General features: G+C 45.8%; 23 protein-coding genes. 7 read left to right on the top strand and 16 right to left on the bottom strand.

Translation table 11 applies throughout. The annotated features are described in order from the left end of the window. Window positions 1-283: 283 nt before the first annotated feature. A complete protein-coding gene (gene envZ / locus JC606_RS06230) occupies window positions 284-1,579 on the bottom strand; it encodes a two-component system sensor histidine kinase EnvZ (protein WP_004741442.1) in 1,296 nt (431 codons plus the stop codon). 166 nt (window positions 1,580-1,745) lie between these two features. Beyond that, on the bottom strand, window positions 1,746-2,465 hold the full coding sequence (ompR, locus tag JC606_RS06225) for an osmolarity response regulator transcription factor OmpR (protein WP_004741443.1): 720 nt from the start codon (window positions 2,463-2,465) through the stop codon (window positions 1,746-1,748). Window positions 2,466-2,640: 175 nt separating this feature from the next. Between ompR and greB the strand changes: the two genes are divergently transcribed. Both greB and JC606_RS06215 read left to right on the top strand, forming a co-directional pair. Beyond that, window positions 2,641-3,123: a transcription elongation factor GreB gene (greB, locus tag JC606_RS06220; RefSeq protein ID WP_017062470.1), complete on the top strand. Its 483-nt coding sequence runs from the start codon at window positions 2,641-2,643 to the stop codon at window positions 3,121-3,123. Window positions 3,124-3,787: 664 nt separating this feature from the next. After that, window positions 3,788-6,118: a Tex family protein gene (locus tag JC606_RS06215; protein ID WP_198778236.1), complete on the top strand. Its 2,331-nt coding sequence runs from the start codon at window positions 3,788-3,790 to the stop codon at window positions 6,116-6,118. Window positions 6,119-6,244: 126 nt separating this feature from the next. On the opposite strand, the gene JC606_RS06210 is transcribed toward JC606_RS06215, so the two are convergent. Together JC606_RS06210 and bioH are read right to left on the bottom strand one after the other, a co-directional pair. After that, window positions 6,245-6,718 carry a hypothetical protein gene (locus tag JC606_RS06210; RefSeq protein WP_061033121.1) on the bottom strand — a complete coding sequence of 158 codons (474 nt, stop codon included), beginning with the start codon at window positions 6,716-6,718 and terminating at the stop codon, window positions 6,245-6,247. A 176-nt stretch (window positions 6,719-6,894) separates the two neighbouring features. Continuing rightward, a complete protein-coding gene (gene bioH / locus JC606_RS06205) occupies window positions 6,895-7,671 on the bottom strand; it encodes a pimeloyl-ACP methyl ester esterase BioH (protein WP_137406352.1) in 777 nt (258 codons plus the stop codon). Window positions 7,672-7,764: 93 nt separating this feature from the next. On the opposite strand from bioH, the gene JC606_RS06200 reads away from it, so the two are divergent. The 5 genes from JC606_RS06200 to JC606_RS06180 all read left to right on the top strand — a co-directional run bounded on the left by JC606_RS06200 (window position 7,765) and on the right by JC606_RS06180 (window position 13,572). After that, window positions 7,765-8,478, top strand: a complete 714-nt coding sequence (locus JC606_RS06200) for a ComF family protein (RefSeq protein WP_171730403.1) — start codon at window positions 7,765-7,767, stop codon at window positions 8,476-8,478. Window positions 8,479-8,587: 109 nt separating this feature from the next. After that, on the top strand, window positions 8,588-9,172 hold the full coding sequence (gene nfuA / locus JC606_RS06195) for a Fe-S biogenesis protein NfuA (RefSeq protein WP_004741449.1): 585 nt from the start codon (window positions 8,588-8,590) through the stop codon (window positions 9,170-9,172). 289 nt (window positions 9,173-9,461) lie between these two features. After that, the gene (gene nudE, locus JC606_RS06190; protein ID WP_137406353.1) at window positions 9,462-10,013 is read left to right on the top strand and encodes an ADP compounds hydrolase NudE; all 552 of its coding nucleotides are present in this window, start codon (window positions 9,462-9,464) and stop codon (window positions 10,011-10,013) included. 35 nt (window positions 10,014-10,048) lie between these two features. Further along, window positions 10,049-10,876: a 3'(2'),5'-bisphosphate nucleotidase CysQ gene (gene cysQ / locus JC606_RS06185; protein ID WP_137406354.1), complete on the top strand. Its 828-nt coding sequence runs from the start codon at window positions 10,049-10,051 to the stop codon at window positions 10,874-10,876. 158 nt (window positions 10,877-11,034) lie between these two features. Next, window positions 11,035-13,572, top strand: coding sequence for a cadherin-like domain-containing protein (locus JC606_RS06180; RefSeq protein ID WP_137406355.1), 2,538 nt, complete (start codon window positions 11,035-11,037; stop codon window positions 13,570-13,572). A gap of 81 nt (window positions 13,573-13,653) precedes the next feature. Here the strand turns inward: JC606_RS06180 and JC606_RS06175 are convergent, their stop codons facing one another. The 12 genes from JC606_RS06175 to gspC form a co-directional block, all read right to left on the bottom strand. Next, the gene (locus JC606_RS06175) at window positions 13,654-14,433 is read right to left on the bottom strand and encodes a type II secretion system protein N (protein WP_198778235.1); all 780 of its coding nucleotides are present in this window, start codon (window positions 14,431-14,433) and stop codon (window positions 13,654-13,656) included. Between the two features lies 1 nt (window position 14,434). Then, window positions 14,435-14,923 carry a type II secretion system protein M gene (locus JC606_RS06170; RefSeq protein WP_137406357.1) on the bottom strand — a complete coding sequence of 163 codons (489 nt, stop codon included), beginning with the start codon at window positions 14,921-14,923 and terminating at the stop codon, window positions 14,435-14,437. Window positions 14,924-14,943: 20 nt separating this feature from the next. Further along, window positions 14,944-16,173: a type II secretion system protein GspL gene (gene gspL, locus JC606_RS06165; protein ID WP_198778234.1), complete on the bottom strand. Its 1,230-nt coding sequence runs from the start codon at window positions 16,171-16,173 to the stop codon at window positions 14,944-14,946. After that, window positions 16,142-17,188 (bottom strand): type II secretion system minor pseudopilin GspK, encoded by a 1,047-nt coding sequence (gene gspK / locus JC606_RS06160; RefSeq protein WP_198778233.1) that lies wholly within the window; start codon window positions 17,186-17,188, stop codon window positions 16,142-16,144. Before gspK ends, gspL begins: the two co-directional genes overlap by 32 nt. Continuing rightward, window positions 17,175-17,957: a type II secretion system minor pseudopilin GspJ gene (gene gspJ / locus JC606_RS06155; RefSeq protein WP_198778232.1), complete on the bottom strand. Its 783-nt coding sequence runs from the start codon at window positions 17,955-17,957 to the stop codon at window positions 17,175-17,177. Before gspJ ends, gspK begins: the two co-directional genes overlap by 14 nt. Beyond that, window positions 17,944-18,318 (bottom strand): type II secretion system minor pseudopilin GspI, encoded by a 375-nt coding sequence (gene gspI, locus JC606_RS06150; protein ID WP_198778231.1) that lies wholly within the window; start codon window positions 18,316-18,318, stop codon window positions 17,944-17,946. The genes gspJ and gspI overlap by 14 nt, the downstream gene beginning before the upstream one ends. Then, window positions 18,305-18,898, bottom strand: coding sequence for a type II secretion system minor pseudopilin GspH (gene gspH / locus JC606_RS06145; RefSeq protein ID WP_198778230.1), 594 nt, complete (start codon window positions 18,896-18,898; stop codon window positions 18,305-18,307). Before gspH ends, gspI begins: the two co-directional genes overlap by 14 nt. 56 nt (window positions 18,899-18,954) lie before the next feature. Then, a complete protein-coding gene (gene gspG, locus JC606_RS06140; RefSeq protein ID WP_198778229.1) occupies window positions 18,955-19,398 on the bottom strand; it encodes a type II secretion system major pseudopilin GspG in 444 nt (147 codons plus the stop codon). An 82-nt stretch (window positions 19,399-19,480) separates the two neighbouring features. Next, a complete protein-coding gene (gspF, locus tag JC606_RS06135) occupies window positions 19,481-20,701 on the bottom strand; it encodes a type II secretion system inner membrane protein GspF (RefSeq protein ID WP_198778228.1) in 1,221 nt (406 codons plus the stop codon). 1 nt (window position 20,702) lies between these two features. After that, window positions 20,703-22,205: a type II secretion system ATPase GspE gene (gspE, locus tag JC606_RS06130; protein ID WP_198778227.1), complete on the bottom strand. Its 1,503-nt coding sequence runs from the start codon at window positions 22,203-22,205 to the stop codon at window positions 20,703-20,705. Next, window positions 22,205-24,229: a type II secretion system secretin GspD gene (gene gspD, locus JC606_RS06125; RefSeq protein WP_198778226.1), complete on the bottom strand. Its 2,025-nt coding sequence runs from the start codon at window positions 24,227-24,229 to the stop codon at window positions 22,205-22,207. Before gspD ends, gspE begins: the two co-directional genes overlap by 1 nt. Before the next feature lie 41 nt (window positions 24,230-24,270). Next, window positions 24,271-25,149: a type II secretion system protein GspC gene (gene gspC / locus JC606_RS06120; RefSeq protein WP_198778225.1), complete on the bottom strand. Its 879-nt coding sequence runs from the start codon at window positions 25,147-25,149 to the stop codon at window positions 24,271-24,273. Between the last annotated feature and the right edge of the window lie 84 nt (window positions 25,150-25,233).

Below are 25,233 nucleotides of genomic sequence, written 5' to 3'. Positions count from 1 at the left end.
TCCTTGTCATTGCTTAGATGATCAGATCATGAAACCTAAAAATAGTTCAAAAAAAATCCCCAAGCGTGGCTTAGGGATTTGTGTATAAGAGACAGTCCACAAGGAAGCCTTTTTAGTGCACGTTACTTTCTTCAATCAAGAGCGAGATTCCCTACTCGTTCGTTCCTCACGATAGGGAATGACGGTATTTTTTGTCATCCCCGAGAGAGAATAATCACCGAGTCGGGGATCTCTTAATAGTTCCCCGAACCAAACTCATCGAAATCACACGGACCGATGACAACTAGGGCTTAACAGGGAAACTGATCTGCGCTTTTAAGCCACCTTCACTGCGATTATTGACCACCACTGCGCCTTGGTGTTGGCTAACAATACGCTTGACGATCGCCAAACCTAACCCCGTTCCTTCACTACCACGAGCCGTATCGCCACGAGTGAAGGGTTCAAATAGCTTGCCGATCTGGTCTTGTGGGATGCCAGGGCCGTTATCCTCTACCGTTACCCAAGCCAGCTTGTTATCCGCTGTCATGCCGGTTGATACCTTCACCCAACCATTGCCATAACGCAGCGCATTCACCACCAAGTTACTCACGGCACGCTTCATCGCGATCGGGTTGCCTAATGCAGGCTTCATGGTATCCGGAATATCCGTTTCAATCTGTACCTCATACCCTCCCTCAGAACTCGATACCTCGCGTGCAATGTCATCGACATCGACCGCTTCAAATGACTCTCGATCAACTGGCTTTAGGTAATCCATAAATTGGCTAATGATCTCGTTACACTCTTCCGTATCACTGATGATACCTTCGGCTAAATAACTGTCTTCCGGTGACATCATTTCTGTCGCTAAACGAATACGAGTAAGTGGGGTACGTAAATCATGACTCACCCCTGCCATCAACAACGTTCTGTCTTCTTCTAACTCTTGGATATCCTTAGACATTTGATTAAAAGTCCGAGTCACTGAACGAATTTCCTTTGTGCCTCGCACCGTTAATGGCGGTGGAATTTCACCACGCCCAACCTCCTGCGCTGCTCTTTCTAAAGCGATCAATGGCCGATTTTGCAAACGAATAAATAACCATCCACCAGCAACGATCAACATTGCCATGATCAGACTATTGCGAAATAGTGGCATAAAGTCTTCTTCTTGAAGCTCTGATAACGGTATGCGAATCAGTGAATTAGGAAGTTTTGCAATATCCATCCACAACACATAGCTATCTTTGGCTAGAATCAGACGCACTTCAGTCTCAGATCCTAACTCTTTGGTCATCTCCTCACTCATCAAGTCAATCGAGACTGCGTGATAATATTCGTTCGCGACTTCGCTATCTTTAGCATGTACCGTCACCCCTAATTGCTCAAGCACGCGCTGGCGCATTGGGGCCTCAATCTCAATATTATTTCTTTGGTCTAGAACTAAATTCAGCTCATGAGCCAGTATCTTATTGAACTGCTGCAAACTAGGCATTAAAGCGTAATTAAATACTGCGTAGTAAGAAAAGATTTGGCTTGCGACCAATAACGTTAAGAAAAGTACTATCGACTGAGTAAAGGAACTACGTATACGCATGGGGCACCCAAGATGTTGAAAGAAAAAACAAAGCGTTATATGACTATAACCATAAACCTTCGCTCTGAATAGAAAACGGGCCATCACATATCAATGAGATGGCCCGCAAATAGAGAGCTCTGAATCGCAGAATCAATGAAACGGCTTTCGGGCTTTCAATACTAAATTACAACGCCTTACCATCAGGAACGAAGACATAACCTAAACCCCACACTGTTTGGATATAGCGAGGCTTACTTGGGTCTTCTTCCACTAGGCGACGTAAGCGAGAAATCTGCACGTCGATAGAACGTTCCATCGCTGAATACTCACGACCACGAGCCATGTTCATCAGCTTATCGCGAGACATTGGCTCACGTGCGTTGGTGACTAATGATTTAAGTACCGCAAATTCACCTGAAGTCAGCGGCATTGGCTCTTCACCGCGGAACATCTCACGCGTACCCAAATTCAAACGGAATTCACCAAACTCAACCACTGATTCTTCTGTGCTTGGGGCACCTGGCGCTTCAATTACTTGGCGACGTAATACTGCTTTGATACGAGCAAGCAGTTCACGTGGGTTGAATGGTTTTGGTAGATAGTCATCAGCACCAACTTCCAAACCAACAATACGATCCACTTCATCACCTTTTGCAGTAAGCATCAGGATTGGTAGCGAGTTGTTTGCATTTCTTAGGCGACGACAGATCGATAGACCATCTTCGCCCGGCAACATTAAATCCAATACCATCAAGTGAAAATTTTCACGGGTTAACAGGCGGTCCATCTGCTCACTGTTTGCCACGCTACGCACTTGAAAGCCCTGCTCTGACAGATAGCGCTCTAACAGTGCACGTAAACGAGCATCGTCATCGACCACTAAAATTTTGTAGTTTTCTTGCATGTAATGGTTCCACCTATTAATCGCTTATTGGGTTATAAGCTTTTGGGCACAGTCTAATGAGTTTAATACATTAAAAATGTAACATTATTGGAGAAAAAGTCGCCTAAATAATTGTTAACGTATGTTGCCTTTCTATATATTCTATCTTAGATCATCATTTCATTAAGTCAGATTTATGAAAACCAAACTTATCACCCGAGAAGGTTATAACAAGCTCAAAGCAGAACATGACCACTTATGGCACGAGAAACGCCCTGAAATTACTAAGATAGTCACTTGGGCTGCAAGCCTTGGAGATCGTTCAGAAAACGCAGATTACACCTTCAATAAGCGTTTACTTCGTCAGATCGATCGCCGAGTACGTTTCTTAAGAAAGTTCCTACCTGATGTCACGATCGTTGATTACTCGCCACAACAAGAAGGTAAGGTATTTTTCGGGGCTTGGGTCGAAATTGAGAATGATGATGGGGAAATTAAGAAGTTTCGAATTGTCGGCCCAGAAGAGATATACGGCGATGCTAAAGGCTATATCTCTATCGACTCACCAATGGCTAGAGCTCTGCTCAAGAAAGAAGTGGATGATGAGTTTACGGTAAAAACACCGGAAGGCGACAAAGAGTGGTTCATTAACTCGATTCGCTACGCAGACAACGAATAACCAAACTTAATAAATACTTAGCGATGAGCTGAGTATTCAAGCAAACTCAAACTCCAGACAAAAGAAAACCCCGCTAGGCTTTCGCCTGACGGGGTTGAGTCTCTATCGCAGCAATCCGGCTACTGTTTATCTCTTCGAGATAAGGTGCTCCCTGCATCTTTCCTTGATAGTGGCTAAATCCTTTAACCAATTTCCTTTTTGTTCATCGCCATCCTAGCGGTGTCCATTCTAGCCTGTCATCCTGACTGGCGAATCTCATCCAGAGATTGTTACTTCCTTGCTGACTACTCATCCTAAGTAATCAAATCTTCATCCTGAAGATACCTAGTCCATTAGGCTTTTTCCTGTTCCTGCCAACTCCCTGTCGACAAGTTAAATATTACGGTAATTGAGCGAGTTTCCTAGATAGTCGCAAAAAACATTTCAGGTGGGAAATACACCCGAAAATACACAATCAAATAAAATCAGTGACTTAGGTTAATTTCAAGACAGTTTCATCGATTTAAAGAGACTTAGTCTCACATCACTTGTAAGAGATCTCGCACAAAGCAGGTATCACAAACGGAAATTCGACTTCTGACAGGATAATTACACAGCCAAAGCTAGAAAAAGCGTACGCTCACCCCCATGTATTTGTCATGATATTAAATAAGAGATTCATCGGATGAGCCAAGCTATCTGTCGACTGATCGCTGAAGAACTGAATGTCCGTTCTGAGCAAGTCACTGCCGCAGTAAACCTAATTGACGACGGTAACACCGTTCCCTTTATTGCCCGCTACCGTAAAGAAGTTACGGGTGGCTTAGACGATACCCAACTACGTAACCTTGATAGCCGCCTTTCTTATCTTCGCGAGCTAGACGATCGTCGCCAAACGATTCTTAAGTCGATTCAAGACCAAGGAAAACTCACGCCAGGACTCGAGCGTGATATCACTCAAGCAGACAGCAAGACTCGTCTAGAAGATTTATACCTTCCATACAAACCAAAGCGCCGTACCAAAGGTCAGATCGCGATTGAAGCAGGCTTAGAGCCACTTGCCGATAAGTTATGGAATGAACCACAGCACGATCCGGAAACGGAAGCAGCTAACTTCATCAGCAGCGATAAAGGCATTGCTGATACCAAGGCTGCACTGGATGGCGCACGCGCGATCATCATGGAGCGCATTGCGGAAGATGCAAACCTGCTTGAAAAGATTCGCCAACACCTGAACCGCAATGCAGAGCTTGGTGCTCGTGTTGTGGCTGGCAAAGAGAACGAAGGTGAGAAGTTCAAAGACTACTTCGAGCACAACGAAGCGCTTAGCAAAATACCGTCTCACCGTGCCCTTGCAATGCTGCGTGGCCGAAATGAAGGCTTCCTAACACTGGCAATGAACGCAGACCCAGAGCAAGAAGAAGGAGTACGTGGTTCATACTGCGAGAACATCATCTCTGATCACTACGGCATTACCCTAAACAGCGCTCCTGCAGATGCTTGGCGTAAGCAAGTGATTAGCTGGGCATGGCGCATCAAGGTTTCTATGCACATGGAAACCGAATTGATGGGCGCGATGAAAGAACGAGCAGAGATCGAAGCAATTGAAGTATTCGCCACCAACCTTAAAGACCTGCTAATGGCTGCGCCTGCTGGCCCTCGAGCAACATTGGGCTTGGATCCAGGTTTACGTACCGGTTCGAAAATCGCTGTTGTGGACTCAACAGGTAAAGTTCTAGCGACAGAGACTATTTACCCTCACCCACCGCAAAAGCAATACGACAAGTCAGCACACGTGGTTGAGCAGATGGTTCGTCAGTTCAACGTTGACCTGATTGCGATTGGTAACGGCACAGCTTCCCGCGAAACCGACAGCTTCGTGGCTGATGTGATTAAGCGTGGCAACCTAAAAGCACAAAAGATCATTGTTAGCGAAGCGGGCGCATCGGTTTATTCTGCGTCTGAGTTAGCAGCAAAAGAGTTCCCGAACATGGACGTATCGATCCGTGGTGCAGTGTCTATCGCGCGTCGTCTGCAAGATCCATTGGCAGAGCTGGTGAAGATTGACCCTAAATCGATCGGTGTGGGCCAATACCAACACGATGTGAGCCAAACTATGCTAGCTAAACGCCTCGATGCGATTGTCGAAGACTGTGTAAACGCCGTAGGTGTTGATGTGAATACCGCGTCTGCCGCACTACTTACTCGCGTAGCGGGCCTTTCTAGCACCATCGCTCAGAACATCGTGGATTTCCGTGATGAAAATGGTCGTTTTGAAGCGCGTACTACGCTGAAGAAAGTCGCTCGCTTGGGGCCAAAAGCCTTTGAACAGTGTGCTGGTTTCCTACGAATTATGGACGGCAAGAACCCTCTCGATGCATCATCGGTTCACCCAGAAGCTTACCCTGTGGTGAAAAGCATCGCTGAGAAAAACCACAAAGACATCAAATCTCTGGTGGGTAACACAGACTTCCTGCGTGGCTTGCATGCCATTGATTACACCAATGAAAACTTTGGTGTGCCTACGGTGACCGACATCATCAAAGAGCTAGATAAGCCCGGCCGTGACCCTCGCCCAGAGTTCAAGACTGCTACCTTCGCCGACGGTGTAAACAGCGTTTCAGACTTAGAGCCGGGCATGATTCTAGAAGGTGTGGTTTCAAACGTGGCTAACTTCGGTGCCTTTGTCGATATCGGCGTTCACCAAGATGGTTTAGTGCACATTTCAGCGCTTACCGATCGCTTTGTCTCTGATCCACGTGAAGTGGTTAAAGCGGGTGACATCGTGAAAGTGAAAGTGATGGAAGTGGATGTTCAGCGTAAACGTATTGCACTCAGCATGCGTATGAAAGACGAGCCGGGACAAGACAACCGAGCTCAACGTTCAAGTGCACCTCGCACGCAAAGCCGCCCGAATCAACACTCGCAAGGTGGACAACGCCGTCGTGAAGAGCCACAACAAAATGGCGCAATGGGCGGTGCATTCGCAGCTGCTTTTGCTAAAGCGAAAAAATAATCCAATAGCGCATTTGAAAAACAGATTCGCCTAAAACAGAAAACCTGCATCCCTTAGGGTATGCAGGTTTTTTTATTATTTGTTCAAAAAAGACATCGAAATTTAGCTGAATCATGAATTATCGATTCATAGCACGACTAACATTTCAGATGGAGCATGAGGCGCAACAGCATGACCATAATGATACTTTATGACCTTACGTCGTTTCTCCATCTGTCCCTCCTGAATCGCCGCATCTAAAACATGCTTTGGCAGGCGGAAACGCATGGTATAGCCTTTTCCTTGGTCAGCACTGTATGTTCTCAGCGCTAACAAGCTGAACAGCCGCTCAAAAGGGTCTTGTGGCTCTTCTTGGCTAACCGAATTGGCCTCTGACTCGTTCTCCATTTCATAACCTGGATGGTCTGAAGGATCCCAAGCCGACTGCTGCCTTCGTTTATCGTCTGATTTTACCTTACGCTCTGCATTGGTTCTCGCCAATGCTACTGCGGGAGCAACAGGCTCTCGGACTCTATTATCACGCGCAACTTGCTCTGTTTGCACATTAACGGACGGGGCGATTAGTGGCACACTCACTGCAGTTGCAGGTGACACAATCATCGCGAACTCTCCTCAAGAATCGCCCATCACTATTGCCATAACACTGTTGTACCGAGAACACACAACAGGCATGGCCCAAGTTACTGCACTCTGCTCAGGTGAGAGAGAGATGTCTGAGTATCATGCAGTGCATTGGTTAGATTATATATCGACCAAGATGGTGATAAATTTAGCAATTATTTTTGTGCGAAACTGACTAGCTCACTGCAGAAGGCATCCGCTTCCGTCATAAACGGTGCATGCGAGGATTGAGTGAAGATGTACTGCTCGGTGTGAGGTAGTGCATTGCCCAGATCTTTAGCGACCTTGATTGGCACCAGCCCGTCTAATCGACCGTACAAGCGCAGCATAGGAACGGAAATCTCCGGTAATTGTTCTCTTAAATCGACATCAGACAGCATCTTTAGTCCTGCCAATAATGATTCAGGGTTTGGTAATGGGCGGGACAGTACCGCTTGCTTAAGCTGTTTTACGTCTTGCCTTGCCGAAGGGCTGCCCATGGCTTGCAGGGCCATAAAACGTTCGATGGTGGTTTGAAAGTCTTCAACCAACTGTTCCGTAAACGCGGTTAATACGTTGGGTTGGATGCCGCGCCATAGTACCGGCTCTTTTGCGGCAGCGAATTTCGGTGAACTAGCAACCGTCACCAACTTGCTTACATAATCGGGATGATGTAATGCCATGTGCGTTGCGACCAAGCCACCAAGTGACCAACCGACCCAAATAGCTTGCTTAGGAGCTTCGGCCAATAGTTGCTGGGCTATCTCCTCAAGATCTTGAGCATGACAATGAGAGCTATGACCGTAACCAGGCAAATCGACAACGTGCACTCGGAAATCGGCCTCTAACGCATTTACGGTTTGCTGCCAGATTGCACCATTCATTCCCCAGCCGTGGACTAACACCAAATCGGGTCCCTGCCCTGAAACATGCCAATATAACGCGTCACTCATTCTCAATATTCCCTACTTTTTCCATCAGCGATAACCTGCACTTTTCAGTATGGTGAGCAAAAGGAACACCATAACCCAAAAGCATCGCGAGCTATGTTATCCGATTGGCTACAAAAACACACACCACGTCTGGTCACACCTCAATGTCACCTCTGCAAGCTAGATAAACAGCCTAATGATCACCACCCTCGATGGTGTGATAGTTGCCTAAAACTGTTCGAGCTCGTGCCTCGCTGTCAAAGGTGCGGACTGAAAACGGTCACAGCCGTCGAGCAATGCGGTGAGTGCTTGGCTGCCCCACCCCCTTGGCATCGGCTCTATTGTGTTGGTGATTACACCTTTCCAACCGCAGGCTATATCCAACAGATGAAGTATGCCGATAAATTCTGGTTTGCTCGAGATTTGTCGACCTTGCTCGCGTCACGCATCGAAGAACCAGCATCTCTCGTCACCAGTGTTCCCTTACATTGGCGTCGATACTTTCATCGTGGTTTTAATCAAAGTCAGCTACTGGCGCGTTACACCGCTCAAGACCTCAAGGTGGAGCATGCCGTTTTATTCAAGCGCATCCGTTCAACCGGTTCACAGCAAGGGCTAACTAAATCAGCCAGAAAAAGTAATTTGAAAGGTGCATTCGCGATGAAAAACACCAGCTTCTCAGCGATGGATTACTCGCATGTCGCGATAATTGATGATGTTGTAACCACAGGCAGTACTGTGTATCAATTATGCCAATTATTACTTGAAGTAGGGGTGAAAAGGATTGATATTTACTGCATCTGCCGCACTCCTGAGCCCTCTGGATAACTGGCGTGAGTCGCTACTTGTACAGCAATCCAACAAAAAAGGGCTGAATTACAAATCTGACAGGAGTAGAATGGCGCTAATAGCCTACAAATTTACTCAGGTATTCGTCGTGTCAAATATTACTATTACAGAAACAGCTCAAACTCATTTTGCCAATCTGCTGTCACAGCAGCCTGAAGGTACAAACATTCGTGTGTTCGTGGTAAACCCGGGTACACAAAACGCAGAGTGTGGTGTTTCTTACTGCCCAACAGATGCTATTGAAGCGTCTGACACAGAACTTAAATTTGAAGCCTTCTCTGCATACGTAGATGAGCTAAGCCTACCGTTCCTAGACGAAGCTGAAATTGACTTCGTTACTGACAAAATGGGCTCTCAGCTAACGCTTAAAGCACCAAACGCTAAGATGCGTAAAGTAGCAGACGATGCACCGCTTCTAGAACGTGTTGAATACGCAATTCAAACACAAGTTAACCCACAACTTGCTGGTCACGGCGGTCACGTTAGCTTGGTAGAAATCACTGAAGATGGCGCAGCTATCGTAGCATTCGGTGGTGGTTGTAACGGTTGTTCTATGGTTGATGTAACGCTGAAAGAAGGTATCGAAAAAGAACTTCTTCAACAGTTCGAAGGTGAACTGACTGCTGTTCGTGATGCAACTGAGCACGATCGTGGTGAGCACTCTTACTACTAATCTCTAATTTAGAGTTAATCGCTATTTGAAAGGTTGATGCGCAAGCGTCAGCCTTTTTTGTTATATGGATAAGCAAGTTAGGACTACCACGTTCTCTCTATACTCTTTTGTTATCCAGCAATATTTTTACCTCGTTACCATCTTGAGTAAGGTATTCAAGTGATCGTAATCGATTCCTGCTTCAATAATTTTCGGATATGAAAACTCGGATCTAGGAACTCAAGGTCATTTCCCCTATATTAGAATGACTTTATAAGAAAGAATTCCAATGAGCTAAGGAGCGAGCGCAATGACAAAAAGGACCAAGCCAGAGATTTTGACTAAACAAACTGTCGCTCAATCAAGACTATTCTCTATCGAGTCTCTCGACTTACGCTTTTCAAACGGTGAAGAGCGTACTTACGAACGCATGAAGCCTAGCGGGCGCAACGCAGTGATGATGGTTCCGATTACTGAGCAAGGCGATATTCTATTAGTCCGTGAATATGCAGCGGGAACTGAACGCTACGAGCTCGGCTTTCCGAAAGGACTGATTGATCCAGGTGAACAACCAAGTGACGCTGCGGTTCGTGAACTCAAAGAAGAAATTGGCTTTGGTGCTAACAAGCTCACTCCACTCAAGGAAGTGATTCTCGCCCCCTCTTACTTTTCTAGCAAGATGACGCTTTTTATCGCGGAAGATCTCTACCCAGAGAAGCTAGAAGGTGATGAACCTGAACCATTGGACATTGTGCGCTGGCCGCTTGCTCAAGCCGAAGAGCTATTAACGCATCTCGACTTCTGTGAAGCTCGCAGTATTACCGCCCTACTATTGACCCTTCGCTCGCTAAATAATAATTAAAGCCATAAGCGCCCCCGAAGAGTAAGAGAATATTTATGCCAACAACAAAAGATTTGTCTCATCTCCTACCCTCTGTGATTGAGGTTGCTCGCTCCGCAGGCCAACTCATCTTAGAGATCTACGAAAAGAAAGATTACGAAGAGTTCACCAAGAGTGACGACACGCCAGTCACCAGTGCCGATCTGGCAGCGCATAAACTGATCTCGAAAAAACTGAGTGAACTCACGCCAGATATCCCAGTGCTATCTGAAGAGGCCGCTGACATTAGCCTAGAAAAGCGCGCGCAATGGGATCGCTACTGGCTGGTTGACCCATTAGATGGAACGCAGGAGTTCATCGCAAGAAGCGGTGATTTCGCGACAATTATTGCACTAATTGAGCACAATAAGCCGGTGATGGGTGTGGTGTATGCACCAGTTTCTGGTGTGAGCTATTACGCTTACAGCGGTAAGGGAGCTTGGAAGATTCCAGACCTTAACGACAGCGTTAAAATCAAAACGCATCGTCATGAGTTACCAAACCAATCTATTGCAATGGCGATCAGCCGTCGCCAAGACATCAATCGTATCACTAGCCGTATGAGTCCCGCTTGGAACTATGACTTAGTGCCATTAGGCTCAGCAGCTTTGAAAGCCTGTTTAGTCGCAGAAGGTGCTGTCGATTGTTACTTGCGCCTTGGGCCTACTGGCGAGTGGGATACCGCGGCGACACAATGCATTGTTGAAGAGGCAGGTGGACGCATCTTAAGCACGCAATTAGAGCCACTCTCTTACAATGAAAGAGAGACGCTTGAGAACCCGAACTTCATTGTACTGGGTGATTCAGACTTACCATGGGTCGAGATCTTACAGGGTAAAGATTAGTCTTATCAATTACATAGCATTGAGGCCTCAGTCTAACTTTAAAATATAAAACATGAATAAAGCTCAAAGAGTAACCATTCATAATGCAAATAGTTTGATACTGATTCTATTCCTATTTATAAAAAGCGACTAAAAAAATAAATAGGAATGGATACTCCATGAAACGTCTTAGTTTGCTAGCTAGTACCGTCGCCCTAATTCTATCAGGATGCGGTAGCGACAGCTTAGATAATAGTCCACAAACACCACCAAGCTCATCATGTACCCTCGCCCTAATTCTATCAGGATGCGGTAGCGACAGCTCAGATAATAGTCCACAAACACCACCAAGCTCATCATTTAAGATCAACTCTACGGCAAGCACAAACGCCATAGAAGATATTCAATACCAATATCAACTATCGACAAACCACTCAGAATCCGTAGCCTACTCTGCTACTAATATACCTACTGGTATGAGTTTGAGCACTGATGGTTTGCTCACATGGACACCACTAGAAGGTACCCTTACATCTGGTGAGATTACCGTTAAGGCATTCGCTTCAAGTGATGCAAACCTATCTGACACTCAAACATTTTCAATAACTGTCAGGCCTGTCAACGACACTCCGGTAGCAGATACACCATTACAGCTTAATACTAATGAGGATGTCGCTCTTACTATTTCTCATGCAACTCTTCTAAGCAATGTGATAGATGTAGACTCTAGTAATTTAACAATCACAAACTTATCAATTGATAACCCAGCCATAACTATTACTGAAAACAGTGACTCGATTACTCTTACAGCAATGCAAGATTACAATGGCAGTGCGAACTTATCATTCAATGTTTCAGATGAAGAATTTACTATCAGTAATAGTGGCATTGTATTAATTTCAGCAATCAATGACCCTGTACAAGTAGAATCTTTTACTAGCTTAAGTGTAGAAGCTGGTGAATCACTATCTTTTCAAGTTCAAGTCACCGATCCAGACGATGAAAACAATGGTTCTGATATTAAGTTCTCTTTGACCAACGCGCCTAATGGACTGTCGGTTTCAGAGACAGGGAACCTGACAATATCCTCTTCTGTTCTTGCCTCAACCATTCATGACGACATCGTTTTAAAGGTTCAAGATGGCTTAGAAGATGGCGCCGTAATTGCGCAAAACAATTTCAAACTCTCTGAACTGTTCTACTACACCGTACAAGGTGAAATCTCTAGCTATTATGAGAACACAGCGATTGCAGACAGCATCGTCAAAATATCGAATAACGGTTCTGTTTTAGCTGAAGGGAATACTGGCGTATCAGGTAAATACAGTATTAAGGTACTGGATACTGATTTAGATACCAGCAGAGCAATTATAGTTTCAGCTGATGCGGTAGGTTTTTCTGAAGCTTCAGAGTCCAAGCAATTTTCGGATATCAGTACAGCAATAAATTTATATCTACCAACGATTCACGCAAATATTAGCTTTGATAGTCAAGTAGCTTCAGATCTACAAGTCGATAATGAAACTCTTGTTTCAGTTGAGGCTCATAGCTTTGTAAACGTGCACGGGGAAGCAATAAATGGACAAATTAATTCAGAGCTATTCGTCATAGATCCGTCGTTAGATATTGATTTGATGCCTGGTGAAATGATTACTGAGACTCCTTCAGGAGAAATAGTTCCAATTGAATCTTTTGGAGCTATCACTGCAACCTTTACTGATAGTGATGGAAATGAACTCCAATTAGCAAATGGTAAAACTGCACGAGTTCGAATCCCTGCTTCAGGTGCTAATCCACCGGCGACAATTCCACTCTTCTATTACGATGAAGTACAAGGTATTTGGGTAAAAGAGGGTACTGCAACTTTAGAAAATGGATTCTACGTTGGGGAAGTAGCCCACTTTACAACGTGGAATGCTGATAGGGTTTATGAAACCATATTTATTAACGGTTGTGTCGTTGACAAAGAAAACCAACCAATTGTTAATGCAAGAATTCGCTCGGAAGGTATTGACTACAATGGCAGTTCATCTGCCTATAGTGATGTTCAAGGTAACTTTAGAATACCGGTTAGACAGAATAGCAGAGTGCTAATCTCTGCAGAAAGTCAGTATCAAAGTCGCACAGAAACTATTCATACCAGCTCACCTAATACGCATGAGTGCTTAACTCTTGATGATGCTACAACTAAGATCCAACTTACCTGGGGACAAAGACCTGAAGACTTAGATACGCACTTCTATGGTCCAAATGGTGAAGACGATCGATTCCACGTTTACTATAGTAATAGGAACTTCATTCAATCTGGCAACAATATCTTCTTAGATGTTGATGATACAAGTAGCTACGGCCCCGAAATAGTAACCGTTCCTGACTTTACTATTCCTGGAACCTATCGTTATGGCGTATACAACTTCTCTAGAACTGGCGAAATTCAACGTCGAGAAACTAAAGTAGAAGTCATTTTAGATGGCATTCGTACTGTGTTTACTCCACCAGAAGGTAACGCTGAACTATGGTGGCATGTATTTGAAATTGAGGTTAATGATAACCTCAGCTATGACCTTGTGCCTATAAATCAGTGGTCAACAACGGATCCTGATTCAGTTGCTAGACCTACTCCTGCCGCTCGTAGTAGTAGACAAATACTGGAATCACTCCAATTAAAGAAAATTTACGCAGGGAAAATGCTAGAAAGCAAATACTACGCTGACTAAGTATTAACATGTAAATAGTAAAAAGGGGATAGAATTTAATTCTATCCCCTTTTCTTTTACTCATTCATTTTTTAAAAAGTATTAAAAACGTCCTTGGTAACTAAATTGGTACTTACCTTGGCTATCTGGATTACCAAGCCATTTCAGCTGACTCTGCATGGCTGGTGGGAATTCTGCACCCGGTTTGAACCATGCTGCCGAGGTGTAGCTTTGATTTGGTGTAACGTTCGCAGAGAACTCGCTATCCACTTGAGCACTCTTCTGAGAGCCCTTGGCTGCCAGTGTATTATCTTCACAAGTGATGTCAGCAATCACAGGCCCAAGGTCCAACGAACCCACAGGTGAATCGACTGCAGCACCAGACCAAGCCACAGTACCTTCTCCAGACTGACACCAAGGTTGAGCATGAACCGCATGCTTGATCGTCAGCTCAACCTGTCCACCAATTGCAACCGGGACTGGAATCGCTGGCGCATATTTCATCACGTTAGCAGCGGGCATTGATGCGACTAAGTTTTCCGCATACGCACCACTTATGCTGTACCCAACGCGCCCTTTTCCTGACAAGTTCATGTCGCTATTACGACCAAAACGAACCGCTAATTCAGCTTTGGCTTGGAAGAGTTTAGAGAACTGGAAGTCCCACTGTACTGAACCGTAATTAACACGCTGCCAGGCGATATTATTGGCGCTGCCCTGCCAAACCGTTCCTTCAACACCTTCAATATTCAAGCCACGCACAGCCGGTGCATGTTTGAGTACAAAAGAGGCCGGTAGGTGCAGCAACAGACTAACCGAGAAAAAGACGATAAAGATGCCGCCAAAAAGTAAACCTAACTTCAAAGATAAACCGCGTTTCACATTAACCTCGTTTAAACTGTAGTCGGTTGACCTCAATAACCCCTGGGTTATCGGAGCGATCAATGTCCATAAACTCAACTTCGACACCCTGCTTCTCTTTCAAGTATGTCAGCCAATCTACGAACTGATTAAAAGGCACAGGTTTCACCCAGACTTGCAGCATCTCGCCACGCGGCTGAACTCGAATTAATTCAATCTTAAAACGACGCATAGAAGCAGGCACAGATTGGTTTAAAGGCTGGCTAGCAACAATCCCACCACTTCCTCGAAGCTCCACCACTTCGTTGGCTTTGTTGGTTACCCAAGCCAGTAGTTGCTTCTCACTTTGAATACGGTTTTGTGCCATTTCAGCTCGCTGACTAAGCGGCTGCAATAGCCCCCAGTACACGATGCCTAGCACCAATAGAATCGAACAACCGATCACTAATCGTTGCTCTCTTTGACTTATTGAAGTCCACCACGCTTGGAGTGGCTCAATCATATTTCTCATCACTGATCTCCTTACGCAGTTTATTGACGGGGTTTAAGGGTAAAGCTACCAAATACGGCATCACCATTACGATTCAATGGCCCTTGCTCAACGGTAAACTTCTCTTCAAGTTTCACTCGCGCAGTCTCGAAATGTTGGAAGTCAGAACTTTTCGCTTCCAATTTCACCTCTGAGCGGTTGCCGTCGTAGCGAATACTATTCACTTCGATGGCTTTCACTTGTCCTAAAGTTTCTGGCAGTAACGCTAGCCATCCAAGTAAGGAATCACCATCACCCGAGCCACCATACTTCTTAGCTTCGTCGTTCATCTGGCGCTTAAGGTAGCTGACCGTCGGAATACGTTGCTTGCCCGGAAGTACACTTCTAAAAATACGTTCACTCTCCGTTCGGTACGCTTCGGCTTGTGCTTCGTACTGCTGAACCTTTAAGACTTGCTGAGTGACGATCACCGCCACCAGCAAACAAGCTGCGATCGCTACTTTTTGCCATACACGCCAGTACTTACTGAATGAAGATTTGGTTTTAAAGGTGCCAGTCAGTAAGTTTACGCCACTTGTGATGGCTTGTTGGCTCAGTAAAGACATCACCAGTTCAGCAGGCTTAGCTTGCCACTCAATGCCACTTTGCTGTTGAATGTCATCACTTGGCAGTGCGGTGTAGCTAAAAATCGTTGGTGACTGCTCTTCGTCATCTAAGGCAACCCAATCGCTTTGTAAGAACATCGCTATCCACGCCTCATTGATCGACACTGCTTGATAGTTGCTTTGACGCAATAACCAATGTTGGTCGATCTGCAGCGCACTGATGCCCTGCTCTTCTAAAGGCAAGGCTAAGGTGTCTGGCAGTACTTTACGAAAGATAATGTTCGCTTCGCGGAAGGTATCCAGCGCCTGCTTAAGCCACTCACGCTCAACACCACACACAGTGGCATGGGTTGCATCTTTATCTAAAACGGTCAGGTGTAAGTCTTCGATATCTTGCGCAACTTCGTCTTCTAATAAAAACGGCAGCATAGAATCGAACTGGCGAGCAGCACCTTTCGGGATCTCAACACGCTTAATTAAGCACTCATTTCCCGGTAATAAAGCGATACAACTGCGTTTTTCAGCGTAAGGTGTTAACTCATCCAGCTGGTCCCAGCTAGACAGTTCGCCACTTGCTATCACTTCTTGTTGGCTTGTCGACCAAACTAACCACTGCACAGGGCTCTGTGGTTCGCTACTCAGTCGAACGGTCAGAAACTCGCTCACTGATTCCTCCAAAACGACGGCGTACCACCGTCACTGTTTCTCGATTACTACTATAGAAAAGCGTTCGTATACGTACACGAGATTGCTCAACTAAAACCTCTGCATCTAGCTCAAAATAGGCACTATCTACAGTTAAATATGCTTTTGCTTTTTTGCTGACGTCAGCACTGACCGCGGTAATGGCGCCCTCGGCCATGAAGTCATCCACAGTGTCCCAGCCATCAAACGGGCGTTTATCAATAAGCTGTTTTGCATCCGACTCACTTAAGCCAGGTGCAAACATCGCTTCCAATAACGGCGCTTGTTGCTCAGTTAATGTATTCACATTCAGTCGAAAATCATCGGTCGGTAAGGCACACACAAAAGGACGCACTTTATTCATAACCTCACCAGTCACCTGATACACCGCTCTCAGCTCAGACTCATCCGCCATCAAACCATTTGGCGTGACATAAGGTGGTTTCATCGCCTCATAGGTGCTGTCCCCGACGCCTGCCGAAGAGGTTGCTCGAGTATCGCTGTCGACAAATTCCCAGCTTGAATGCGCGATAACCTCAGCTTGATAAGGCTCAACGTCTTGGTTTTCCAATAAGGTTTGCCAAACCGTCACTAAATAAGGTGTCTGGTTGCTGGAAGTGGTTGCCACTCCCGCTAATGCATTGAGATTAAAACAAGATTGCGCGTCAATAATACGCCCTTTAACTTGCCCATAATCTAATGGGTACACCTGCTCTTCCAGTGCCCATGGCTGACTTAGGTTGACCGTATCACTGTCTTTGTAGCTTTGCCTGATACCATCTTGTACGAGCGCTTCAACGCCAATGCTATACCAATAAGCTTGTTGGTAATTCAGCTGGTTACCAACACGTTTGAATTGAGTAAACAAGCGCTCCGACATGCTACCTGCAATGGTTACCATTATCGCCAATAACATCATGATAACGATCAGCGCGACGCCACGTTGCTTACGTCCTAGCGATCGTCTTGTTAGTACAGGCTGACTAGTTCGACGCATCACCGTCCCCCTCGCTACTGTCTGAGGAGTTACGGCTTGAAGAGTCACTGTTTGAATCACCACCAACCTGATCTAGGGTACCACTTGGTGTCAGGTAAATTCGCTCTATCTCACCATAATCTTTTAATGTCAGCTTAAGCCTCACCGCCTTTGGTAACGACTTATCACCTTGCCATTCTTTGCCCCAACGCTTTCCATCGTAGAACTCAAACTCCAAGTTCTCAACCTCATCAAGCAAAGGGGTGATGACCGCCTCCTGCCCTGCGGTTGTATCTGGGTAGCGCCACCACAGGCGTTCAAGCGTCTCTTCTTTAAGACGGTAGCCCACTTTTGTCACTTCACCACGAGGAAACTGTTGCTGTGGGTTGTGCCAGCCAAGACGAGTAAACACCACACCTATGCTATCGGAGTCCAATAAATACTCTTTCACTATGATGAGCTTAGATGATGCTTCTTCACCATCAGTACGAAATTGTCGCACTGCCATCTGGCGAAAATCATTATCTAAGATAACTAAACTGCGCTGTAGTTGGTTCAAACGAGCACTGCGCTCTGTTGAAAGCTCGTTGCTTCGCTGCACTTGATTCACTACTTGATAGGCCGCCATACTCAGCGTGGCGAAAATAGCAATCGAAACAAGCACCTCAATTAGACTGAAGCCTCTCCCTTTTGAAGATAGCCCTTGTTTGCGAGGCACACTGTTATTTACCATCATGCTTTTAACTAACCGCATTCTCTTAGTTGACCACACGCTTTTAGTTGACCACATAACTGCGCACCGTAACGACTGGAGAAGCTTGTTTATTAGTTGCCACACTCACATCAAAAGCTTTTAGCATATTATCGGTCGTATCGATTGGGGTAACTTTCCAAAACCACTCTCGACCGGCTAGCTCTTGCGTGCCTTGTGTCTTTTTCAGCTTCTCCGGGTGTAACATCACCAAAGCCATTTGATTATCAACGACCATAGCCGCGAAGGTTTTTTCTTCTAAATAGCTCAATGTATTGATGTGCTGGGTTACGGCGCGAATCACACTGATCGCCGCAGTAGCAAAGATCGCAAGCGCCACCAACACCTCAAGCAGCGTCATACCACGAGAGCGAGAAGGAGAACGGTTATTCCTCTTCATCTTCTTCTCCTGGTTCTAACAATCGAATCACACCATTATCCGACACTTTAATACGCCAGCCATCTTGTATGGTATCGCCTGTGTTGGGGTAGAAAGAGAGTGTAAATGGTGTCACTTCAGCACTCGACAAGATGAAAACCTGTGGTGGCTTAGGCTTCTTTTTTTCTTCAAGGTCAGCAAACATATCTTCATCAAATAAGCTTCCTGGGTTGAATAACCGATCATCGTCTGCCCATGCGCCACCGCCTAAGCTGAGTGATAGAGCAAGATCTTCCGGTAACTCTGTTAAAGAGGGTATCTTTTCGAATTCGACTTCCTGCCAGCCTTCAGACTTCAGCGTCATCAGAACATAGGTCGATTTCTTGTCATCGATGCGAATACCAAAATCCAGGCCACTCAAAATCGCTTCTTCGCTGAGTAGCTGAACTCGTTGATAGAAACTTTGAGCGTATTTTTTTGCGGCACCTTTATTATTGGTAGGAATGGTCGCAATTACAGCGACCGCTGTTACTGATATTAATACCAACACCAGCAGAATCTCAATCAAGGTGAAACCTGGCTGTTTGTGCTTAGCTTTCACCTTGCAGACTCCATCTGTTTGCGTCCTACTATCAACTAACGACATCAAGCCTTAGCTTACTGAAGATCTTGCATATTCCAGTTACCGATATCCGCATCAATACCTTCACCGCCTTCTTGGCCATCTGCGCCAAGAGTAAAGATGTCGATCGTGCCGTTGTCACCAGGGCTTAGGTATTGGTAATCGTTGCCCCATGGGTCGTTTGGTAAATGCTTGATGTAGCCGTCATCACGGTAGTTACGTGGCTCTGGGCTGCTTGGCTTAGAAACCAGTGCATCAAGACCTTGATCCGTTGTTGGATACACGCTGTTATCCAGTTTGTACATATCTAGCGCATTCTCTAGCGCCACGATATCTGTGATGGCTTTCTGTTGGTCAGCTTTATCTTTGTTACCCAATAGGCTAGGTACAACAACGCTCGCCAACACACCAAGGATAACCACAACCACCATCACCTCTAGTAGGGTAAAGCCTGATTGTTTCTTCATTTTATTTTTCATTATTTTCTCCAAATTACAGACAACGATTCGAGGGGAATGTTGTCCTTCTTCTCGATAATCCAAAAACGCTCTACGAACAGTGTTAGCCGCTCAATAAGTTGTTCATTTCAAGCATTGGCATCAGAGTCGCCATCACAATAAACAGTACCAAGCCCGCCATCAGAGCAATAAGTGCTGGGGTAAAAATGCCTAACGCAATATTTACCGTCGACTCAAAGCTTTGGTCTTGGTTATCAGCTGCACGAGTCAGCATCTGCTCTAATTGACCACTCTGCTCACCACTGGCAATCATGTGCAGCATCATTGGCGGGAAGAGCTTAGTGTGATCAAGCGCTTTGCGCAGGCTTGCCCCTTCTCTCACGCTATCTGATGCTTGCAAGACTTGTTGTTTCACATGGTGGTTCGACATCACGTCAACCGCAACCTTCATCCCTTCAAGGATTGGAATCGCACTTGAAGTACAGATTGAAAGTGTACGGGCAAAACGAGAGGTATTAATGCCTTTCGCTATCTTGCCAATCAACGGGATACTCAACAATTTGCGATCCCAATTTAGACGCACGCCCGGTCTTTTAAGCGCAGTCTTAATCAACACAATCACACCAATGATCAGCAACAGTAATTGGATGCCCCAATCCTGGATAAATTCACTCGATGCCAATAAAAATTGGGTGGGCTTAGGAAGCTCTTGCCCCATTTGAATAATAGGTTCAACAATCTTAGGTACTACGGTTGCTAGTAGGAACGAAACGATAGTCACCGCAAACACCACCAGTACAACAGGGTAGACCATCGCTTGCAGCAGCTTAGAGCGCATCTTCTGGCGGTTTTCCGCGTAATCGGCTAATCGCTCCAGTACCGCGTCTAAGTGCCCAGATTTCTCACCAGCCGCGACCATGGCTCTAAACAGTTCATCAAAGATGTGCGGGTAATCAGCTAAGCTATCTGCTAGCGAGTAGCCTTCCGTCACTTTAGAGCGAACTGCCAATAACATAGTTCGAATGCGAGGCTTTTCCGATTGCTCCGCTACGGCCTTCAAACACTCTTCCAACGGCATACCGGATTGTACTAGAGTGGAAATTTGGCGAGTAATCAAAGCAAGGTCTGATGTACTGATGCTACGCTTAAAGCTGGTCGATGGCGTTGAGCCTTTCACTGTTCTCGCTTTAGCTTCGGTCATTTCAACCGGCATCAAACCTTGCTCTTTTATGCGCTGACGAGCCTGACGAGCGTTATCCGCTTCAATCGAGCCCTTTTTACTTTTGCCTCTAGCATCCAGTGCTTTGTATTCAAATGCCGCCATACTAGACTTCCTTGGTCACACGCATCACTTCTTCTAGTGAAGTAATACCTTGACGAACCTTAGCTAGGCCATCATCGCGAATACTTGGGGTTGTGCCACGTATCACTTTTTCGATCGCTTGCTCACCCGCTTCGCTGTGAATTAACTCTTGTACTGACTCATCGACCATTAGCAACTCATGAATACCGGTTCGGCCGCGATAACCCTTATGGTTACACGCCTCACACCCTTTGGCATGATAAAGCGTTAGGCTGTCTTTCTTCTTCAAATCAAAAAGCTTTTTAGTCTCTTTGTCCGCTTCGTACGGTTCTTTACAGTCGTTACACAAGGTACGAACCAAGCGCTGCGCCAACACACCAAGCAGTGAAGAGGAAATAAGAAATGGTTCGATACCCATATCACGTAAACGCGTAATGGCACCTACTGCGGTATTGGTATGGAGGGTCGACATTACTAAGTGACCCGTCAAAGAGGCTTGAACCGCAATCTCAGCAGTCTCTAAGTCACGGATCTCACCAATCATTACCACGTCCGGGTCTTGACGAAGAATCGCACGTAAACCACGAGCAAAGGTCATATCCACCTTAGGGTTTACTTGTGTTTGGCCGATACCATCGATATCAAATTCGATTGGGTCTTCAACGGTAAGGATGTTGCGTTCGTTGCTGTTTAGCTCTTGCAGGCCTGCATACAAGGTTGTGGATTTACCTGAACCCGTTGGACCCGTTACCAAGATAATACCGTGCGGACGCTGAATCAGTTTACGGAAGTTCTCGTGGTTCTCTGCCGTCATACCCAAGCTATGAAGGTCTAGGCGAGTCGCGTTTTTATCCAACAGACGCATTACCACGCGCTCACCATGCGATGAAGGCATGGTTGATACACGAACGTCAACTGCCCGACCACCAATACGCAGTGAGATACGACCATCCTGTGGCACGCGTTTTTCCGCAATATCTAACTTCGCCATAACCTTTACTCGCGACACGAGCAGCGGCGCCAATTTACGGCTTGGCGCGAGAACATCACGCAACACACCATCAATACGGAAACGAATCGAAAGCGACTTCTCAAAGGTTTCGATATGGATATCCGAAGCACCTTCTTTTATCGCCTCACCCAACATCGCATTAATCAGCTTGATGATTGGGGCATCGTCTTCTGACTCAAGCAAGTCTTCATCTTGCGGTAACTCTTCTGCTAGCGAGAAAAAGTCGTCATTGTCAGCACCAATGTCTTCCATTAGCTGACGCGCTTCTGACGAGTCACGCTGATAAGCATCTGTCAGCTTTTTATCAAATTCGTCTACGCTGATCGCTTGTGGCGTAAAACCATTTTTCACCACACGGCTTACTTCGATGATCGCCGCCGATTTCAGAGGCTCAACGTAATACAATGTCGGAGCACGTTCTGGGTGCTGATACTCGAGCACCATTTTGTAGCGGTTCGCAAAGCTAAACGGCAAGCGCTGATAAGTACGTGCCGCCCCTATCAACTCAGCCATTATTCTTGTTCCATTTGATCGATGAATGCTTGGATCTCAGCCGGATGATTCCTCTCTGAACCGAATTTAGGCAACACTGGGATGTTATCGTCTGCCATCAGTTTAAGGCCCTGCTCTGACTTATACAGCTGTTCAGCGCGGATGAAGTTATATTTACGCTGAGTGATACCATCGGCTGTCATGCCATCACGAATGATGGTTGGCTTGATGAATACCATTAGATTCTTTTTCTCAACCTGAGTACTGGTTGATTTGAATAGATGACCGAGCACCGGGATGTCGCCCAATAGTGGCACCTTAGACTCACTCTCTAATGCACGTTCATCAATTAGACCACCAAGAACCAGCATTTGACCGTCTTGAACAATCACTGAAGTATTTAGCTGACGCTTGGCAAAACGAACATCGACTGCGCCGTTCGCACCCAATACGTTCGACACCTCTTGTTCAATATTCAACTGAACTGAGTCGCCTTCGTTGATTTGTGGAACCACTTTAAGCTTGATACCCACTTCTTTACGCTCAACCGTTTGGAATGGGTTGTCGTTGCTTGAGCCCGCCGTCGAGCCAGTAAGAACCGGTACTTCTTCACCAACGATAAACGACGCTTCGCCATTGTCCATCACAGTAATGCTTGGAGACGATAGGATATTTGAGTTTGAATCGGTCGCAACTGCACTGATCAAAGCTGTCCAGTCGCCCATCACCACACTCATTGCGGCACCGTTTACGCCAGCAAGAGCGGAAGCTAAAGTCGAGTAATCACCCTGCTCTGTCTCTTGCACAGTGTAAGGCTTTGAACCATCACTTGGCGTAACAACTTTATCAACTGTCTTGTCTTCGGCTTCTTCTAAGCCAACCATAACCTGACCGATCGATGCGCCGGTGTTGCTGTATTGAATCATGGCACCCGTTTCTAGGTTACCCCATTGCACGCCAAGGTTAACGCCGTCACCTTCTGCCATTTCAACAATCAAGGCTTCAATCAATACTTGAGCACGACGAATATCTAGTTGAGCAATCACATCTTGTAGCGCGTTCATGATATCTGGCTGTGCGGTAATGACTAACGAGTTAGTATCGCTGTGCGCTGAAATCACGACTTTATCGCGTTGAGATGAGCTGCCTTTAGTTGAAGTTTGCTTCTCTGATTGCAGGTTGTCCGACACGCCTTTCAGTACATCGACTAAGTCTTCTGCTTTTGCATATTTAAGGTAGATAACTTGGTTATTACCCTTAGTTGCCATCTCGACATCAAGTTGCTCAATCAGCTTTCTTAAACGGCTACGAACCTTAGGGTCACCAGAGATAAGAATTGCATTGGTACGCTCGTCGGCCACCAGCTTAGGTTGTAGGAATGCTGGTGTGTTCTTCGCGTCGGTGGTTTTATTCAACGCATCAACAATACGCACCATTTCAGCGGCTGAAGCATTCTTTAGCTCAACCACCTCGATCTCTTTATCACCGGCTTGGTCAACACGCTTGATGATTTCCGCTAAGCGGTTTACGACCGCCGCACGACCAGTGATTAGAATGATATTCGCTGGGTCGTAGTGCACAACGTTACCCGCGCCCGCATTATCGTTCAGTTGACGAAGCAGAGGAGAAAGCTCACGAACCGAGACATTACGAACGGTAACAACGCGTGTTACTACGCTGTCGCCCGCGATAGAATCACGATCACCGACAACAGGAATGGCAGAGGTTTTAGAATCCTTAGCCTTGATGATCTTCAGAACACCTGAGTCCATTTCAACGACCGCATAGCCGTAAACCTCTAATACATTGAGGAAGAAGCTATAATATTGTTCTTCATTGAGTACGTCATAACTGCGCACATCAATTTTTCCGCGCACCGATGGGTCAACGATGATCGTTTTCTCAAGGTTGCGGCCAACAATATTAATAAACTCTTGAATATCAGTGCCTTTAAAGCTGGCACTAAAATCATTAGCGATGGCTGCGGGTGTGCAGATTAAGCTTCCTGCCAGTAACCATGCACTTTTCTTAAACCAATGCTTCACGTACTTCTCCTACACTTTCGTCTTTCATTAGACGTAAAGTTTTAAAATTCAATAAACACTTCATGTTGTTGCCCATCTCTCTCGACGACCAGATTTAATTCTGTCAGTTCTGAGATTGAACGGAATATGTTGCCCATAGCGGCTGGGTCTGTCAGGTCTTGACCATTTAACTGAGTGGCAATATCTCCGTTTTGGAGCCCAACAGAGTTAAAAAGTTCTGAATCTTTGCCAGGGCTCACACGATAACCGATCACACTGTCGTCGCGTTTCACCTGAGACAATCGAACATATTGGAAGATTTGTTGCGGGTCTTTCATTATCTTCGCTTTAATCTCATCAAGCTTCTCTTCTGCAGAAGCCGGGTTATTACCACGAACTGAAGAGGCACGACGTGGTGCAGGTTCTGATACCGCTAAACGCTTGTACTCAATACCTTCTAGCATCAGCGTTTCATCACGACCTGAGTTATCAATGATCACGCGGTCGATTAACACGGCTTTTAGCTTAGCTCTGGTGCCTTCTATCTGTTCATTGATCCCATAAGTCGCTTGCGTACCACGGTTGGCAATCACCGCTAAGCTCAATTCAGGATTAGAACTGGCAACCGCACCAACCAAGACGAGGTTAAGGCGTGTCTTGGGGGCATCTTGAATCACTTGTTGCTCAACCACTGCGGGTTTGCTTGGGTTATAGGCACCAAACATGTTGCTCTGTTGTAAAGAAGAGATATCGAGAGTCGACTGAGGCGTAGCAGACGACGACACCATTGCTTTCCAAGGCACAACCGTTTGCTCGGCAGGTTCAACAAACCAGACAAGTTGTCCTAAAATCCATGCTGAAGCGGCAATGAGTACACAACAAGTGGCGATACTCAGTTTCTGCTGAAGCACAAATCCATTATCTAATAAGCGGCTCAACATAGGAGAATTTCCTATACGATTTTTGAGCTCTAAAAAGTTCACTTCCCTTGCCCCTTCTCATGACAACAAACGCTGCAAACTATT

This window comes from Vibrio sp. IB15 (assembly GCF_016406055.1).
Classification (GTDB): Bacteria; Pseudomonadota; Gammaproteobacteria; order Enterobacterales; family Vibrionaceae; genus Vibrio; species Vibrio chagasii.
Note: the sequence above shows the minus strand (reverse complement) of the source record. Positions and strands in the feature narration are given on the sequence as shown.

What these genes read in the sequence shown, in the direction of transcription:
- JC606_RS06210 (WP_061033121.1), bottom strand. Translation starts at nt 6,718, where the DNA reads ATGATTGTGTCACCTGCAACTGCAGTGAGTGTGCCACTAATCGCCCCG.
- gspK (WP_198778233.1), bottom strand. Translation starts at nt 17,188, where the DNA reads ATGCGTCGAACTAGTCAGCCTGTACTAACAAGACGATCGCTAGGACGT.
- JC606_RS06200 (WP_171730403.1), top strand. Translation starts at nt 7,765, where the DNA reads ATGTTATCCGATTGGCTACAAAAACACACACCACGTCTGGTCACACCT.
- bioH (WP_137406352.1), bottom strand. Translation starts at nt 7,671, where the DNA reads ATGAGTGACGCGTTATATTGGCATGTTTCAGGGCAGGGACCCGATTTG.
- cysQ (WP_137406354.1), top strand. Translation starts at nt 10,049, where the DNA reads ATGCCAACAACAAAAGATTTGTCTCATCTCCTACCCTCTGTGATTGAG.
- JC606_RS06170 (WP_137406357.1), bottom strand. Translation starts at nt 14,923, where the DNA reads ATGAGAAATATGATTGAGCCACTCCAAGCGTGGTGGACTTCAATAAGT.
- ompR (WP_004741443.1), bottom strand. Translation starts at nt 2,465, where the DNA reads ATGCAAGAAAACTACAAAATTTTAGTGGTCGATGACGATGCTCGTTTA.
- gspC (WP_198778225.1), bottom strand. Translation starts at nt 25,149, where the DNA reads ATGTTGAGCCGCTTATTAGATAATGGATTTGTGCTTCAGCAGAAACTG.
- gspI (WP_198778231.1), bottom strand. Translation starts at nt 18,318, where the DNA reads ATGAAGAGGAATAACCGTTCTCCTTCTCGCTCTCGTGGTATGACGCTG.
- gspJ (WP_198778232.1), bottom strand. Translation starts at nt 17,957, where the DNA reads ATGTGGTCAACTAAAAGCGTGTGGTCAACTAAGAGAATGCGGTTAGTT.
- greB (WP_017062470.1), top strand. Translation starts at nt 2,641, where the DNA reads ATGAAAACCAAACTTATCACCCGAGAAGGTTATAACAAGCTCAAAGCA.
- nudE (WP_137406353.1), top strand. Translation starts at nt 9,462, where the DNA reads ATGACAAAAAGGACCAAGCCAGAGATTTTGACTAAACAAACTGTCGCT.
- gspF (WP_198778228.1), bottom strand. Translation starts at nt 20,701, where the DNA reads ATGGCGGCATTTGAATACAAAGCACTGGATGCTAGAGGCAAAAGTAAA.
- envZ (WP_004741442.1), bottom strand. Translation starts at nt 1,579, where the DNA reads ATGCGTATACGTAGTTCCTTTACTCAGTCGATAGTACTTTTCTTAACG.
- JC606_RS06180 (WP_137406355.1), top strand. Translation starts at nt 11,035, where the DNA reads ATGAAACGTCTTAGTTTGCTAGCTAGTACCGTCGCCCTAATTCTATCA.
- gspG (WP_198778229.1), bottom strand. Translation starts at nt 19,398, where the DNA reads ATGAAAAATAAAATGAAGAAACAATCAGGCTTTACCCTACTAGAGGTG.
- gspE (WP_198778227.1), bottom strand. Translation starts at nt 22,205, where the DNA reads ATGGCTGAGTTGATAGGGGCGGCACGTACTTATCAGCGCTTGCCGTTT.
- JC606_RS06215 (WP_198778236.1), top strand. Translation starts at nt 3,788, where the DNA reads ATGAGCCAAGCTATCTGTCGACTGATCGCTGAAGAACTGAATGTCCGT.